Raw genomic sequence first — 15479 nt, forward strand, 5'->3', positions numbered from 1 at the left:
TCAATGAAATCATTTCTGGAAAAGTTTATGCCAAAGGCAATGGCTGATTCAGTCAATCGTAAGCTGCAAAGCAATGAAATCGAACTTTTATCCGACGAGTTATCCTTAAAAGTGCGCGGGGGCGATAAAGATTACTCGCCCACATACGAGCATGAAGTAGAAAAACAAAGCAAGTTTACTGATCCTTCTATTCTACTAAGGTTTTAACAGTTGTTTGAGTGAGCGATTTGACCGCAGCAGGTATATGCGCAACTACTAATGCTAAACACTTATTAGCGGCATAAGTCTTCTGTCTTTCAAAACCAAAACGTATATACCATATCGTTATGAAGTGGAAAAATGTCTTTTCATTACCGAAACGCAAAAAAGTTCGTCGAAAAATCTTGGACCACCTAAGCGAAGCTGATGGCCCAATCGATGCCAATCAGGTAACTGGTGGCACTCCATCGACACCCGGACAGCCAGAAGTAGGATGGCTCAAGAGCGAAGCTTCTGGTACGCCAAAAATGTAACAATCGGGTTTGACATGAGAAAGCATCGTCATCCGCAGATAAAAGGCCTGGTTATTAAGGTAGCCAGTCGATGCAATTTAAATTGCTCCTACTGTTACGTTTACAATCAGGGTGACACTACCTATCAATTACAGCCGCGCTTCATGTCGGGCGAAACCGTTTCGTTGCTGCTGAAGCGTGTTGGCGATTATTGCCGAAGGCACCGATCAAGAACATTCCGCTTTATTTTCCACGGGGGCGAGCCACTGCTCGTCCCCGTTTCGTTTTATTATGAGTTTGTCGGAAAAGTGACTAGCTACCTGCCCACTTACACAACGGTTAGTTATTTTGTTCAGACGAATGGGGTTTTACTAACCGATCGGTGGTGCCAGGTGCTGGGTGAGCTGAATATCCAGATTGGCATTAGCCTGGATGGAGACCCACAAACCCATAATAAATACCGGGTCGACCACAAAGGGCAAGGTTCTTACGAAGCAACCATTCGGGGGCTACGCAAAGCCCAGGCTCACAAAGCCGTTCGCTATGAGCCTGGTATTTTAGTAGTTATAGATCCAGGCAGTGATCCCGCCAGTTTTTTAGAGCAAATGGTCAGGTTAAAGATTAGCTCGCTGAATCTGCTTTTTCCCGATGGAACGCACACGAACCGGCCTCCTCATTTACCGCTTCATTCATTAGAAACACCTTATGCAGATTGGCTTGTTCAGGTCTTTGATAAATGGTTGCAACTACCGGTATCGGAACGGCCTTCCATTCGTTTATTCCAGCAACTTATCAATCTAATTCTTGGCTTTACGCCAGCCGCTACCGTTGTTGGACGCAAACCGGGTGTTTTTCTGGTTATTGAAACCGACGGTAGCATTGAAGCTGAAGATTCACTGAAAGTCTGCCAGCCCGGCATTACCAAGGAAGGACAGCATCTACAGACGCATACCCTGGAATCGGCTCTGGCAGCCCCCCTCGTTACCCAATGCGCGCACAGCCGGTCAGCCTTACCAACCAAATGCCTGCCTTGCCCCATTCGAAATGTTTGCGGAGGAGGGTTTGTCGTACATCGCTACCATCCCGAGAATGGATTCGACAATCCGTCGGTTTATTGCCGGGACTTGCTCAGGCTTATTACCCATATTCAAACCACAGTGCTGGCTACTTTACCACGCTCGTTAGTAGAAAACTATTCCGTTCGACCGTTGCCGTTCGAACAGGCCCTGGAGATCTTAAGCAAGTCAAACAGCGAGAGTTGATTCGAATTTGTCGAGTATATCGAAAGCTTGGTCTAAAGAATTTTTGGATTGCTACGATAGCCTGCATCTTTCACTTGTTAAACACATGCGCTGCCTATAAGGCGCCACAAGCGGCCTAATGTGTTTATAGTCAGTTCACTTTAATTCCTAAAACAATGGCAAGTAAATCATTGAAACAGATTGTAAATCAACTGAAAAGCAGTGATCCTGAGACAACCGAAGGCTTTTCTGAGCTTACGCCTGAAGAAGCCGAAGAACTGGCCGGTGGGCTAACCGACATTGGCCTGAACGGAGCCTGCGGCAACAAAGGTTGCCCAACAACCAACACCAGTTGTGGGCAGTCGCAGTAGCATACACGCTGTTTCAGAGCATTTCTTCACAATTTATTTTATCTCAAAAACATGGCTACTAAATCGTTAGACAAAATCCTGAACCAACTCCCCGCCAGCGAGGGCGAAGAAACAGAAGGATTCTCGGAAATCAGCCCCGAAGAAGCCGAAGAACTGGCTGGTGGCCTGACCGATATAGGTGTTAATGGCGCCTGTGGCAACAAAGGCTGCCCCATATCAAACTCAGGCTGTTAGCGATCGGGATAGTGACTTATACGATCGGGTATAGCAGAACTTGACTAGTCAAGCACCCTATCGGCCTACCAGCACGCAGCGTTTATTCATTCTATTTTATTTTTAAACCAGATTATGGCTACTAAATCGTTAGACAAAATCCTGAATCAGCTACCAGGCAACGAAGGCGAGGAAACGGAAGGGTTCTCAGAAATCACTCCTGAAGAAGCCGAAGAATTATCGGGGGGGCTTTCCGACATTGATGTTAATGGTGCCTGCGGCAACAGAGGATGCCCGGTGTCAAATACAGGATGTAAATAAGGGTACTCACCAACGACTGGGTTCGGGTTAAGCAGCCCATATTCCCCTACAGGTATGCAAATTCAGGGAAATTAATCTGACCACCCTTGTTCAACTTTCCCAATCAACCACAATTCAACCAGTAAAAAAACATGGCTACTAAATCGTTAAAACAAGTCCTGAACCAGTTGACCAGTAAAGACGGCTCTGAAAGCGAAGGCTTCTCAGAACTATCGCCCGAAGAAGCCGAAGAACTGGCTGGCGGCCTAACCGATATTGGTGTTAATGGTGCCTGCGGTAACAAAGGCTGCCCAACCACTAACTCAAGTTGCGGTAAATCGTAAAGTTCCCTGCGCCATGCGGGGCAAGCCTGTACTCGTATGGCGCAGCCCTTATATCCTGCTAAAGCAGGAATCTATCCTCCAGCATACGATTTTCTTTCCCTAAAAAAATAACAAATCATCTGTCATATCGCCATGACCAATAAATCTCTGGAAAACGCTATTAAACAAGTAGGCCAATCGTCCGCCGAAGAAACGGAAGGATTCTCAGAAATTACTCCCGAAGAAGCCGACGAACTAGCCGGAGGATACAGTGGTGAAAAAAATACGGGCTGTCCTGTGTATAACACGGGTTGCCCCAGTCCTGCCGCTTAACCTTTTCCTACTGGCGTTACTCATTATCATTCACATTCGTTTTTCACCCAATCCTTCCCGTTTTCTAATCTTTTTGATGCTATGAACTTCAAACGATCACACTATTTGGTCATCACCGATCCTATATCGGATACGATTCCTAAACGAATGTTATTAGCAACCCGTACGGCCCGAACCCTCGTAATCAACGAATCGCTCCATACGAAACTACAAAACGAGGATTGGGACGAAATGAATGACAATGACTTTGACAAACTGCGTCAGATCGAAGCTATTGTACCAGCAAATGAAAATGAATTACAAACCATTATTGGCCGGAACAAAGCCGCAGTAGCCGATGGGAATACCTTATATCATGTTATTCAGCCAACGGCAATGTGCCAGTTAGGATGCGGCTACTGCGGCCAAAAACATACTAAAGACTACGTCGGGGCCGCATCGTCAGAGTTGATCCTGGAACGTATCGAGAGCAAATTTTCGCTCAAGAATTACAGGCATGTCGAAATTGCCTGGTTCGGTGGGGAGCCGCTCATGGCCTATGCTCAAATTCGCGAACTGACGCCTAAACTTAAAGCACTAGCCAGGCAATATAATTGCACCTATAGTGCCAAGCTGGTCACCAATGGCTTAAGTTTAAAGGAGCCTATTTTCCTGGATCTGGTCCAGAAATATGGTGTTAATTCAATAGAAGTGACGTTAGACGGTACTGCCGAATACCACGACGCCCGGCGGCATACGAAAGAAGGGCTTTCAACATTCAACCTCATTTTCCAGAATCTGGTAAAGATTTACAATCGTTCTGATTTCAAAGAGTTGGCCTGCCCGATTTCCATACGGTGTAATGTCGACGAACGTAATAATGAGAGTGTTGTTCCGCTCATCAAATTACTAGCCAAGCACAATTTGCAGGACAAAATTGCTTATTTCTACGTAGCGCCGATTCATGCCTGGGGCAACGATGCTCATAAACTTTCGTTGGAAAAACAGGTTTTTGCTGAGCAGGAAATTGACTGGATTGTCGAGCAATTTAAACACGGTTTTACTCCCTCCCTATTACCCGGTCTGAATCCGGTGGTTTGCCTGTCGGTGACGCCCGACGCCGAGGTTTTCGACGCTTTTGGTAACGTGTTTGACTGCACAGAGGTGCCTTATGTGGAAAGTTATGAAGGAACAGAATATGTACTGGGGAATATCAACAACGGCTTAAACTCCTTATCAAAACACCGCACCCTATTGAGTTTCAATGATGAAATAATGGACGGAAAATACCCCTGTACGTCATGCCAGATGCTGCCCGTATGTGGCGGAAGCTGTCCCAAATCGTGGCGGGAAGGTATGGCCGCCTGTCCAACCAATAAATTCAATATCAAAGACAAGTTGCTGATGCATTATGCCATTAAAAAGAGTGGCAAGGAAGAGTTTGTTGCCATGATTGCCGACTAACGCATCAGCTATACCTCGCCCTGCTTCCAGCTTCTATCACATCGATTTTGCTTACCGTCCCTAGCCTGGCACTAACCAAACAGATAAGCATTGTATGGACCCTACTCAGCCCTATTTACAGCAATTTATTAATACACTATGGACATTCGACAAATCGGATACCGACGAGGAATTATTGCAGACGGGCTTGTTTGCCGACATTCTTGCTCGCTTAAGCCGTGCTTATGTTGGGTCTCAGTGGCGAGCCTTAAGCTATCTGTGGGATAAATATGAAACAGGACTTAAACTATCTCGCGAAGGAAAGTTGAATGGTGCAGAGCAGGCGTTTGCTGAAGCCAATGAGGCTTGCCACCAATTGAGTAGCAACCCGTCGTTCGGTCAACTGGTGCAGGTAGCAGCCTTGCCAGCAATTGCTTATCTGCGCTATAAAGAAGCCCGTTATCAGGAAGCCGAATCGCTCCTAATTGCCTCAATCGATAGCGACGCTCAACTGCTTTCTGAAGGCTTTTATATTCTGGAATATCACCGTGTTCAGCAGTTGCATAACCTGGCCCGGCTCTACTTCCGCCAGAATCGTCTGGAAGATGGCGCACAAATGATTGCCGAAGCGCTGCAATTTATTATCTATGGTCATAAGCCATCGGTTGGAAATGGCAGTGGCTGGCAGGAACAGAATACCGCGCAAATTCCAGCACAACTTTCGTCCGACATGCTGTTTCAGCTCACAAACGAAACCGCAGGTTTGTTTCTGGCTTATCCCGACCGAAACAGGGAATTATGTCAGATTGCATTCCGGAATTTAGCCTTCGCCGACGCCCATACCGATGATGAAGATATTTTGCAACAGTGGTTCTGGCTTAAAGAGATCTATGCCAAAGATCAGTTCAACCGGTTTTTGCAGGAGAGCCTAGTGTTTTTAGTAACGCAGCCCAACCGCTTCGACTCCTGTAAGCTGTCGATTTTGATGGACATCGCAGAGGGCGTAAACCAGCGCGATGCATACACGATGACCATCAACGAAGCGATTCAGCATTTTATAAGTAAGCTACAGATAAGCAAAAAACAACACGAAACCTGCTCTATCTTCTTTCGACAATTAACCGACAATTAACCAATTCTTTGGCAGTACATGCCCCTTATCCGATTACAAAGAGTCTGATCCATATTTGCTCTCTCCTATATCGCTCGTTATAAGGCACGAAACCGCCCTGGAAAATCTGGCCGAATCAAGGCATATCAAGTGATGAGTAAATGAGATTTTTAAACTAATCGACCATGAAAACAATACAGCGAGTAAGTATAATCGCAGTTTTGACGCTGGGCCTCCTGACTAGCCTATGGGGACAGACTCCAGGAAATGTTGCAATAACGGGCACAATTAAAAATACCGATAACAAAGCGGTTGAATTTGCTACCGTTATTCTGAAATCGGTAAGTGATTCGACATTGACTAAAGGTGTTTTGGCCGATACGGCAGGCTATTTCGAACTGGCAGGTATTAAACCAGGTCAATACATCCTCAATGTCTCGGCGCTCAACTACGCCACCTTTACATCTAACGCTCTCTCTCTTTCCGATACAACAAAAACCGTTAGCCTGGGCAGTTATACACTTACGTCCGATACCAAAACCTTACAGGAAGTAGTTGTGAAAGGCGAACGTCCCGTGGTTGAGCGTGTGCTCGGCAAACTGGTGCTGAATGTTTCAAACTCATTTTTTAAAACGGCAACCAATGCGCTGGACGTTTTAAAAAAGGCTCCGGGTATTCGCATTGATCCGCAGGGAGCCATAACCATCAAAGGGTCGGTGACACCCGTTGTTTATATCGACGGCAAACAGCTTCCGCTAACAGCCGAAGAACTCAAAAACTTATCGTCGGAAGACATTGATCAGGTAGAAGTCATTGCCAATGCATCGGCCCGCTACGATGGCGAAACCAGAGCCGTTATCAATATTAAACTCAAGCGCGACAAAACGCTGGGGTTGAAGGGAAGCGCCTATGCTGGTGCTTTCATCAATCGTCACTATAGCGGCTACGAATCGGGCATCAGTGCGAGTTTTAAAACACCACGCTTCATGTATTATGGCCGTGTAGGCTATTACGAAAACAACGATTTTTTACGGGAGGTGGGTCATCGGATCGTACAGGATAATTCGACCCGTACAACCTTCGACAGCGACGCCTTTACACACTGGCGCAACCGCCCTCTTTCTTATCAGAGTACCATCGACTACACCATTAACCAAAATAATACGATTGGAGTAATGGTCAAAGGAACGGATAACCGGCAGCGCGACCTCACAACCAACAATACGCTTATCCTCACCGAGTCGGGAAATACGGGCAACCCGCTGCAACAACTCCTGCCTACCAATACGCTGACTCAGGCTCATCCAACCAACATTGCCATTGACGCTAACTATAGAAGCACGTTAAGTCCGGCAGGAAATCAGTTGTCGGTAAATCTGGATTATGCCAGCTACAATACCCAAAAAACGCAGGATCTCCGTAGTAATTATGCCGGTGACAGCGGCAGTTCGCTAACGTTTCCGTCCGTATTGCTGGGGCAGTTTCCTTCCAGTATTTCGATTAAATCGGCCAAAGCAGACTACTCGCACCCTCTCGGCAAAACCGCTAAACTGGATTTTGGAGCCAAAATAAGCCACACGCAAACCGATAACGAACTCATCTACGACACGCTGGCTGCATCGGGCCTACTAATCAGAGATTTACAGCGTAGCAATCATTTTTTGTATAACGAGCATATCGTAGCCGCCTATGGGTTGTTCAGTAAAGAGTTTACGAAAACCAGCTTCGAAGCGGCCCTACGAGTCGAACAAACCCAATCAGAAGGCAACTCGCTGACTCTCGATAATGTCGTAAAACGGCAGTACATGCGCTGGCTCCCCAGTTTTCAGCTTCAGCATAAGTTCGATGATCAGCACAGTATTGCCTTTGGGTTTTCGCGAAAGCTCAGAAGACCGTCGTTTTACGAACTCAACCCGTTCCAGTTTTATACGAGCCCCTTCGAATATTCGGAAGGTAACCCTTTTCTATTGCCAATGACCCGAAATACGACGGAGCTTTCGTATACGCACAAAGACATTACCCTTACCGCTACCTATCGGATAGACCGGGATGTAATCGCTCAGATGCCTATTCAGGATATAGTTACCAAAGTAATTCGTTATACCCGCACAAATCTCGACAAAAACCAGGTAATAGCCGTCGACGTAACAGCCCCCTTTACAATAAACAAGTGGTGGAAGATGCAGCATACGGCCGTTGTTTACTATGTAAGAACAGTATCGGCTTTTCAGAACAGCAGCTTCGATAATCGGGCTTTGAGCTTCATTCTGAACGGACAGCAGGTTTTTACACTACCGAATGGCTATACACTCGAGTGTAGCTACGACTACAGCGCTCCAAGTGCCAGCCAGTTTTATCGAAATAAAAGCTATGGCACAGTCAATTTCAGCCTTCAGAAAAATGTGCTTAAGGGGGCTGGTAATATCCAGATCAACGTTTCGGATGTATTCAACACCTATCGTGAGGCTTTCTATGGTCAGTACGAAGCGGTAAATGTATCGACACTCCAGACCCGCAATGTGCAGCAAGGTTCTGTACGGTTCACCTACAATTTTGGTAAGTCGACCTTTAATCGTAAAAACCGTACATCGGGTAGCTCTGAAGAAGAAAATCGGGCCCGTTAATTAAGAAAATGAGTGAATTAGTGATTGAGCGAATGACCTATTTATCTACAGTAAATTCTGTATTCGATTAATCTAATTTAACTCTGCGTAGATGCTTAATTCTGTCGTCAATAATGGAATCAACACTCGTTTATTCGCCCGTTCAATGCCCCAATGTGCTTGCATTACAACAGTTTGTGCAAGCGCTCTGTGGCTCCGTTAACCGTAGTCTCGTTCGCTCGGCTGTTGAACAACTTCCTCGCTTTCCGATTGTATCACTCAATGATATTAACAAATTGCTCCAGTCTTGGCAAATAGACACTACTCTCTTCAAAGCACAGTCATCGCTACTGGCCAAACTTGAGGGGCCTTTACTGGGGCACTGCATCTGGCCCGATGGCGATCGGTATTTCGTCGTTATTCACAACGTTGAATCTGGTCTGATTCATTATTTCTCTCCTTTCCGGGGCGAAATAGCCGAACCACTGGAAAGCTTTGAACAGCATTGGAGCGGAGCCTTACTCGTAGCGGCTGCGGATCTTAATCTGCTTACGAACCTGGTTGAGTCAGACGATCAGGAATCCATAGCCGCAGCGATCTATCAACAGAACAACGTTCGCCTGTTCGATCATTTCTTTACGGATGACGAATGTGATTTTATCGTTCAATATGCCGAACATGATCAGTTATTTGAACCAAGTCTTGTCGAATATACGGATAATCAAAGCACTTTATCGGAATCGAGAACCAGCTATTCGGCCTTTCTAAAAGATCGCACGAATCCGGTTTTTCAATCCATCTACGAAAAAGTAGCAGCCGTGCTGGATGTCAGTGATCAGTACATCGAACATCTCCAGTGCGTTCGCTATGGTCAGGCCCAGCAGTTTAAACCCCATTTCGACTCGGGCGATACCAACCATCGGATCCATACACTGCTGGTTTACCTGAACGATGATTTTGAAGGCGGAGAAACGTTTTTTCCTGAACTGAACCTAAAAGTGCAGCCTCAGAAAGGCCGGGCGCTTTATTTCCTGAATCGGGATGAAGACGACGCCGTTTTGCTCTATTCGGCTCACGCTGGCCTTCCTGTAGATCAGGGCGTTAAATATGCCTGCAATATCTGGGTGCGCAATCGCCCGATTCCCATTCGCTCATAAGCCAGGTGTCTTAATCCCTTAAAATGCCATGAACACATCACTATTCAGTCAGTTTGTAGTCAGCCTTGCTGTAGGAATCTGGTCTTGTCTTATCAATCCATACGAATTGGTTTCTATTGCAGAATCCAACCTCGCCAAAGAGGTCGATAGCACACGGGCGTTTTCTGTCCAGCCCTTCGAGCGAATCAAAATAACCGACGCATTTATTGTCAACATAAAATCGGGAGAGCAATTTACGGTCAATGCAACGGGTAGTTCCAGCGACATAAATAGGCTGGATGTACGTACTAAAAAAGGGTTGTTAACGATTACGTATAAACCTGTTGCTGCCTCTAAAAAAGAGGAAGATGTTATCATTAATCATGAATGGGTCAATATTACGGTTACGCTTCCAGTGCTTAAGGAAGCAACATTTGAAAAAGCGTCGAAATTCAACATCGACGGCTTTGGCCGATTAGGCTCAGTAGAATTGTTTGCCAACTCATTAGCCAGCGGTACAGCTACTCTTAAGGCTGAACGACTTAAACTCAACCTCCAAAGCCATGCTGCTGTAACGTTGCTTGGGGAGACCTCGTACCTTGATGCCGATCTGCAAGGCCAGTCGGAATTAACGGCTGGTGGTTTCAAAACCAGGCAGGCAATGCTGGCTGTAAATGGCATGAGCAAAGCCAATGTCTTTGTCAGTGATAAGCTCCAGGCAACGGCCAGCGGATCGAGCACAATCTACTATCAGGGTAAGCCAGAGACCACCCTTGCTCAAAATGACTTTAGCCAGATTCGGGAATACCGGTAGGCGTTTCAATTCCTGTCCGACATTAGAAAGCCGTTTTCATACGTGTAAGAACTTTGCCGAAACCCATCATGCGTACTGCCATTGTCACTACCCTTCGAAACGCAGAAGCTACACTGTCTTATTTTGTAGCCTACCATATGGCTATCGGGTTCGACCATCTGTTTCTTTTTTTCGATGACCCGAACGATCCGCTTTTCGAACAGTTCAACCATTGGCCGGATGTTACGGCAATACAACACAATAGCCTACTAAAAAAACTGTGGCTTCGAACGAAATCCGCAACCAGCAACTATGCATTTGCGCAACGGGAAGTGATGGCCCGTCAGATCATGAACGCAGAGATAGCTGCCATGCTGGCATTCGATATGGATATTGACTGGCTAGTACACATTGATGCTGATGAGTTGTTTTACTGTTCGGGTTCTTCCGTAAAGGATCATTTCAACGCACTGTCCGATCAAAACATCAACGTTGTTCGGTACCTCAACCATGAGGCTATTCCCGAAACACCGCATATTACCAACTTCTTTACAGAGGTTTCTCTTTTTAAGCGCAACCGAGGGTCGTTCGATGCACATCAGAAAGATGTTTTTCGGAATCAGATTAAGCTGCCCACGCCCTATTTCCATTTTTATGACAATGGCAAATCAGCAGCTCTGGTCACCAGACAAACGCGGCCGATGGGTGTTCATGAATTTGAACCGGGCGCTAGCGTTATCCATGCTATAAATGCCCCCTGCATACTTCACTTTCCGTGTTGTGGCTACACGCACTTTCTGGCGAAGTACAAAACACTGGGACAGTTTACCAACAAATGGTTCGACCGGGGCGACGACATTATTGACATTGCACCCGTTCATATTCTATCCAGAGACACAGTAAGCACAGATAATGACTCGGCAATCCGCCAGTTTTACGACGAGGTCTATATCCAACGTTACGCTGCATATACCGCAGCGTGCCTGGCCGAAGGAATATTCTTTCGGCTCCGGTTACCGCAGCTAACGAGCCTAATCCACCATCAGTTAGCGGAAAGCCATGAATGGGCAGGCTCCGTCATAAACCGAACGTCGACTTACCAATAGTCTGTCGCGAACGCTTCTGATGCATTGTGAAGGCAACCCATATATTATTCAACCCTATGCAGGACTCTCCTCTGATTTCGTGCCTTTGTGTTACTCATAACAAACCCGAATTACTGAAACGGGCCATCCGCTGTTTTCAGCGTCAGAGTTATCCGCATAAAGAACTAATTATTGTTTACGAAGACGGCGACATGGCCTCGCACAATCTGGCCATGTCCATTCAGTCGGATACCATTCGTCCTGTTATGATCACCAACCAGCCTAAGCTGACATTGGGCCAGCTACGGAATATTGCGGTCGATGTCTGCAAAGGCGACTATTTCTGTCAATGGGACGACGACGACTGGTATCACCCACTACGAATTGAGTTGCAATGGCAGGCCATTCGTCGGAGCAATAAACCCGCCAGCGCCCTCACCTACTGGCTAATGTTCGATACATTAACCGGTGATGCTTACTGTTCCCATCATCGGATTTGGGAAGGCAGCATTCTGTGTAAAACCGACATAGCCTGCACCACAATCCGGTACCCGGATTTTGAGAAAGGCGAAGACAATCTGTTCATCCATCAACTGTATACTACCTACGGCATATGTCATTTGCCGCTTCCGTTTCTCTATATATATACCTACAATGGGCGCAATACCTGGGGTTATGACCACTTTATTAGCCTTTTCGAAAAGGCCAATAAGTTGTCTCGTTATAGCTCAGAAATTATACGGCAGACCCTGGATGAGTCTCAACCTGATTCATTACTAAAAGATGATAAGTTGTTAGATGAAATAGAGCATGTAATTTTCAGGAATCACCTGCCATCATTTCCTCCGGTTTCAGACCCCGGCTCTTCCTTTAGGCGGTTTGGCAGTGCCGGCGAATCCTGAAAATGGCCTGCCTCAGAAGCTTAATTTCTCCAGCCATTTCTAATCAACGATTACACGTTTGTTCTAAATCCAGCCTATCGTTATGGTCTCCCGGTATAAATACTTTCGTCAGCTCGATTTTATGGACTGCGGACCTACCTGTCTAAAAATGGTAGCCGCGCATTATGGCAAAGACTATTCGCTGGATTACCTTCGAGCCAACTCCTATATTACCCGTTCGGGCGTTAGTTTATTGGGAATCAGTGATGCCGCCGAACGCATTGGCTTCAAAACCCTTAAAGCCAAACTTTCGTACCGGCAACTGACTGAAGAAGCGCCCCTGCCCTGTATTTTACACTGGAATCAGGAGCACTTTGTAGTTCTATACGACGTTCGAAAGACCGGCTGGAACTGGTTGCCGGGCCGAAAACAGAAATCGGCGGATCGGCTGGTCATTGGCGACCCCGGCCACGCACTCGTAACGGTCGACAAAGACACGTTTATGAAATGCTGGTCGGGCACGGCCGACGAAAAGGGCATTAGTTTACTGCTTGAGCCAACCCCCGAATTTTATCAGTTAAAGGAAGAAACGCAGCAACGTTCTACCGGATTTCATTTTCTGTTCGAATACCTCACCCCCTACAAACGCTACATTACGCAGGTGCTGCTGGGCATGCTTATCGCCAGCATTGTGAGCATGGTATTTCCGTTTCTTACCCAAAGTCTGGTCGATTATGGAATTCATCGCCATAATCTGAATTTCATCCACCTGATTTTACTATCGCAACTCCTGTTGTTTATTGGCAACATTGCCGTCGATCTGATTCGTAACTGGATTCTGCTTCATATCAGTACCCGCGTCAGCGTTACCATTATTTCGAATTTTCTGGTGAAGCTGATGAAACTGCCTATCAATTTTTTCGAATCGAAAAACATAGGCGACATTTCGCAACGCATTCAGGATCATCACCGAATCGAAACATTTCTGACCGGTGCTACCTTAAACACACTTTTTTCGGTTGTCAACCTGCTTATTTTCTCCATTGTATTAGGCACCTATAGCGGTCAGCTATTAGGTATTTTTGTTATCGGCAGTGTCATTTCCATCGGCTGGATTACCATATTCCTGAATCAGCGAAAAGATCTGGATTACCGGCGTTTTCAGCGAATGCGCGAAAATCAAAACACGATATACGAACTGATTACGGGCATGCAGGAAATTAAACTGAACAACTGCGAAAAAGCCCGGCGTTGGGAATGGGAACGAATTCAGGCCAAACTCTTTAAGATCAATATTAAAGGCCTGGCGCTGGAGCAATATCAGGAAGTAGGCTCTTCGTTTGTTACGCAACTGAAAAATATACTGATTTCCTACATTGCTGCCACCCTGGTTATCGACAATCAGATTACACTCGGTGTTATGCTGAGTATCTCCTACATCATTGGGCAAATGAATGGTCCACTGAGTCAGTTGATGTCGTTTATGCGGAGCATTCAGGATGCCAAAATCAGTTTAGACCGGCTGGGCGAAGTTCATAATAAACCCGACGAAGAACTGGATGAGGAGCGGTTGTTAAGCCGGCCAATTGCGTTATCGCCCGATGGCCCATCGGTGATTTCGGAAGGATACTTCGACGACGACCGCATCTCGGCCGTTTATGGTCATCCGCATCAAAACCGGGGCATTAATTTGCGAAACGTATCGTTCCGTTATGGAGGGCCCAATTCTACGCTTGTTCTCAACGACTTAACACTTCACATTCCTGAAGGCAAGGTTACTGCCATTGTTGGTACAAGTGGCAGTGGTAAAACAACCTTGCTTAAGCTTCTTCTGAAATTTTACCCGCCCGCCAGCGGAGAAATCATTGTGAATGGAAGCAGCCTTACCGACCTGTCGGCCCGCGAATGGCGTAAATCGTGCGGAACGGTAATGCAGGATGGCTATATTTTCTCCGACACCATTGCCCGTAACATTGCAGTTGATGGACAAAAGATTGATGAAGATCGGTTATGGGATGCCGTTCGGGTTGCCAACCTGCAGGACTATCTGCGCAAAATTCCGCTCGGGTTTACTACAAAAATTGGTAACTCCGGCGCTGGTTTAAGTGGTGGACAACGACAGCGGATTTTTATTGCCAGAGCCGTCTACAAAAATCCGTCCTACATTTTTTTTGATGAAGCCACCAGTGCTCTCGATGCCAACAACGAGCGAATTATTATGGACAATCTGGACCAGTTTTTCAAAGGAAGAACGGTTGTTGTGATTGCCCACCGGCTCAGCACGGTTAAAAATGCCGATCAGATTATTGTACTCGATCATGGCCAGATTAAGGAAGTAGGTAATCATAGCCAGTTGACTGCCCGCCGAGGATTTTATTACGAATTAGTAAAGAATCAGTTAGAACTAGCCGACGCTTAAACTATGCCAGTCGAACGTTTACAGGGAATTATTAATCGCCACGATACGCACAGTGACGAGATGCAGGAAATCATCGGTCATGTTCCGCATTGGCTTATTCGATGGGGAAATCTGGTTATTTTCGTTGTCGTGACGATTTTGATCTTTACTTCCTACACAGTGCGTTATCCCGATATTATTACAGCACAGGCACTGATCAACGCCCGTGAGCAACCGCAGAAAATTACATGGTTCATTACAGATCCCAATATTACCTACCGGCGGGCCGTAAACGACGCCCAACAGGTTAAAGTTGGCGATACGCTGCTGTCGGAGATTGACGGAAATCGAAAAATAATAACCCCTGTGCGGGCCAAAGTTTCGGGTCGCACGTATCTGTTGAAAGGAGTTGACAACAATCCCAAAGCGTTTATGCTGCTGGTCGTCCCTCCAGTTACGAAATACGAAGTACAACTTAAACTACCCGTAAAGGGAGCTGGGAAAATTCATATCGGTCAGCGTGTACTGATCCGGCTTGATGCCTATCCGAGCAACGAGTTTGGTTTTGTTGAAGGAAAAATTGCCAGTATGGTGCCGGTCTCGCTGGATAATCATTATCGGGCCAATGTGACCCTAACGCATGGCCTGACAACCAATACGAGCCATACGCTACCCATACAACCGCTCCTACAGGGAACAGCGGAGGTTATGCTGGACGATAAGCGATTATTTGATCGGATTTTCAATACCATTTTATAGGTAATTCAGGAATTAGCCG

Annotated in this window: 17 protein-coding genes; all 17 read left to right on the forward strand. The window is 46.3% G+C overall.

The window, feature by feature from the left end:
• Positions 1-3: 3 nt before the first annotated feature.
• The 17 genes from WBJ53_RS09150 (at position 4) to WBJ53_RS09230 (ending at position 15460) form a co-directional block, all read left to right on the forward strand.
• The gene (locus tag WBJ53_RS09150; RefSeq protein ID WP_338875782.1) at positions 4-207 is read left to right on the forward strand and encodes a hypothetical protein; all 204 of its coding nucleotides are present in this window, start codon (positions 4-6) and stop codon (positions 205-207) included.
• A gap of 119 nt (positions 208-326) precedes the next feature.
• Complete coding sequence (locus tag WBJ53_RS09155) at positions 327-512, forward strand: hypothetical protein (protein WP_338875783.1); 186 nt, start codon at positions 327-329, stop codon at positions 510-512.
• A 14-nt stretch (positions 513-526) separates the two neighbouring features.
• Positions 527-1753 (forward strand): radical SAM protein, encoded by a 1227-nt coding sequence (locus WBJ53_RS09160; protein WP_338875784.1) that lies wholly within the window; start codon positions 527-529, stop codon positions 1751-1753.
• 155 nt (positions 1754-1908) lie between these two features.
• Entirely contained in the window at positions 1909-2103 is a 195-nt protein-coding gene (locus WBJ53_RS09165) for a hypothetical protein (RefSeq protein ID WP_338875785.1), read from the forward strand.
• A 51-nt stretch (positions 2104-2154) separates the two neighbouring features.
• Complete coding sequence (locus WBJ53_RS09170; RefSeq protein WP_338875786.1) at positions 2155-2337, forward strand: hypothetical protein; 183 nt, start codon at positions 2155-2157, stop codon at positions 2335-2337.
• A gap of 114 nt (positions 2338-2451) precedes the next feature.
• On the forward strand, positions 2452-2637 hold the full coding sequence (locus WBJ53_RS09175) for a hypothetical protein (protein ID WP_338875787.1): 186 nt from the start codon (positions 2452-2454) through the stop codon (positions 2635-2637).
• Positions 2638-2768: 131 nt separating this feature from the next.
• Positions 2769-2960: a hypothetical protein gene (locus WBJ53_RS09180; protein ID WP_338875788.1), complete on the forward strand. Its 192-nt coding sequence runs from the start codon at positions 2769-2771 to the stop codon at positions 2958-2960.
• Positions 2961-3092: 132 nt separating this feature from the next.
• Positions 3093-3272 (forward strand): hypothetical protein, encoded by a 180-nt coding sequence (locus WBJ53_RS09185; protein WP_338875789.1) that lies wholly within the window; start codon positions 3093-3095, stop codon positions 3270-3272.
• A gap of 81 nt (positions 3273-3353) precedes the next feature.
• Positions 3354-4715 carry a radical SAM protein gene (locus WBJ53_RS09190; protein WP_338875790.1) on the forward strand — a complete coding sequence of 454 codons (1362 nt, stop codon included), beginning with the start codon at positions 3354-3356 and terminating at the stop codon, positions 4713-4715.
• Positions 4716-4809: 94 nt separating this feature from the next.
• Complete coding sequence (locus WBJ53_RS09195) at positions 4810-5826, forward strand: hypothetical protein (RefSeq protein WP_338875791.1); 1017 nt, start codon at positions 4810-4812, stop codon at positions 5824-5826.
• A 164-nt stretch (positions 5827-5990) separates the two neighbouring features.
• Positions 5991-8429 (forward strand): outer membrane beta-barrel family protein, encoded by a 2439-nt coding sequence (locus WBJ53_RS09200; protein ID WP_338875793.1) that lies wholly within the window; start codon positions 5991-5993, stop codon positions 8427-8429.
• 113 nt (positions 8430-8542) lie between these two features.
• Complete coding sequence (locus WBJ53_RS09205) at positions 8543-9565, forward strand: 2OG-Fe(II) oxygenase (RefSeq protein WP_338875794.1); 1023 nt, start codon at positions 8543-8545, stop codon at positions 9563-9565.
• Between the two features lie 28 nt (positions 9566-9593).
• Complete coding sequence (locus tag WBJ53_RS09210; protein ID WP_338875795.1) at positions 9594-10358, forward strand: DUF2807 domain-containing protein; 765 nt, start codon at positions 9594-9596, stop codon at positions 10356-10358.
• A gap of 68 nt (positions 10359-10426) precedes the next feature.
• Positions 10427-11443 (forward strand): glycosyltransferase family 2 protein, encoded by a 1017-nt coding sequence (locus tag WBJ53_RS09215; protein WP_338875796.1) that lies wholly within the window; start codon positions 10427-10429, stop codon positions 11441-11443.
• Between the two features lie 56 nt (positions 11444-11499).
• On the forward strand, positions 11500-12324 hold the full coding sequence (locus WBJ53_RS09220) for a glycosyltransferase family A protein (protein ID WP_338875797.1): 825 nt from the start codon (positions 11500-11502) through the stop codon (positions 12322-12324).
• Positions 12325-12406: 82 nt separating this feature from the next.
• Entirely contained in the window at positions 12407-14722 is a 2316-nt protein-coding gene (locus WBJ53_RS09225; protein WP_338875798.1) for a peptidase domain-containing ABC transporter, read from the forward strand.
• A 3-nt stretch (positions 14723-14725) separates the two neighbouring features.
• The gene (locus WBJ53_RS09230; RefSeq protein WP_338875799.1) at positions 14726-15460 is read left to right on the forward strand and encodes a hypothetical protein; all 735 of its coding nucleotides are present in this window, start codon (positions 14726-14728) and stop codon (positions 15458-15460) included.
• Positions 15461-15479 lie beyond the last annotated feature (19 nt).

It is taken from the genome of Spirosoma sp. SC4-14, from assembly GCF_037201965.1.
GTDB lineage: Bacteria > Bacteroidota > Bacteroidia > Cytophagales > Spirosomataceae > Spirosoma.

Excerpts from the sequence above, each read along its gene's own strand:
- WBJ53_RS09150 (WP_338875782.1), top strand. The coding sequence starts at position 4 with ATGAAATCATTTCTGGAAAAGTTTATGCCAAAGGCAATGGCTGATTCA.
- WBJ53_RS09155 (WP_338875783.1), top strand. The coding sequence starts at position 327 with ATGAAGTGGAAAAATGTCTTTTCATTACCGAAACGCAAAAAAGTTCGT.
- WBJ53_RS09160 (WP_338875784.1), top strand. The coding sequence starts at position 527 with ATGAGAAAGCATCGTCATCCGCAGATAAAAGGCCTGGTTATTAAGGTA.
- WBJ53_RS09165 (WP_338875785.1), top strand. The coding sequence starts at position 1,909 with ATGGCAAGTAAATCATTGAAACAGATTGTAAATCAACTGAAAAGCAGT.
- WBJ53_RS09170 (WP_338875786.1), top strand. The coding sequence starts at position 2,155 with ATGGCTACTAAATCGTTAGACAAAATCCTGAACCAACTCCCCGCCAGC.
- WBJ53_RS09175 (WP_338875787.1), top strand. The coding sequence starts at position 2,452 with ATGGCTACTAAATCGTTAGACAAAATCCTGAATCAGCTACCAGGCAAC.
- WBJ53_RS09180 (WP_338875788.1), top strand. The coding sequence starts at position 2,769 with ATGGCTACTAAATCGTTAAAACAAGTCCTGAACCAGTTGACCAGTAAA.
- WBJ53_RS09185 (WP_338875789.1), top strand. The coding sequence starts at position 3,093 with ATGACCAATAAATCTCTGGAAAACGCTATTAAACAAGTAGGCCAATCG.
- WBJ53_RS09190 (WP_338875790.1), top strand. The coding sequence starts at position 3,354 with ATGAACTTCAAACGATCACACTATTTGGTCATCACCGATCCTATATCG.
- WBJ53_RS09195 (WP_338875791.1), top strand. The coding sequence starts at position 4,810 with ATGGACCCTACTCAGCCCTATTTACAGCAATTTATTAATACACTATGG.
- WBJ53_RS09200 (WP_338875793.1), top strand. The coding sequence starts at position 5,991 with ATGAAAACAATACAGCGAGTAAGTATAATCGCAGTTTTGACGCTGGGC.
- WBJ53_RS09205 (WP_338875794.1), top strand. The coding sequence starts at position 8,543 with ATGGAATCAACACTCGTTTATTCGCCCGTTCAATGCCCCAATGTGCTT.
- WBJ53_RS09210 (WP_338875795.1), top strand. The coding sequence starts at position 9,594 with ATGAACACATCACTATTCAGTCAGTTTGTAGTCAGCCTTGCTGTAGGA.
- WBJ53_RS09215 (WP_338875796.1), top strand. The coding sequence starts at position 10,427 with ATGCGTACTGCCATTGTCACTACCCTTCGAAACGCAGAAGCTACACTG.
- WBJ53_RS09220 (WP_338875797.1), top strand. The coding sequence starts at position 11,500 with ATGCAGGACTCTCCTCTGATTTCGTGCCTTTGTGTTACTCATAACAAA.
- WBJ53_RS09225 (WP_338875798.1), top strand. The coding sequence starts at position 12,407 with ATGGTCTCCCGGTATAAATACTTTCGTCAGCTCGATTTTATGGACTGC.
- WBJ53_RS09230 (WP_338875799.1), top strand. The coding sequence starts at position 14,726 with ATGCCAGTCGAACGTTTACAGGGAATTATTAATCGCCACGATACGCAC.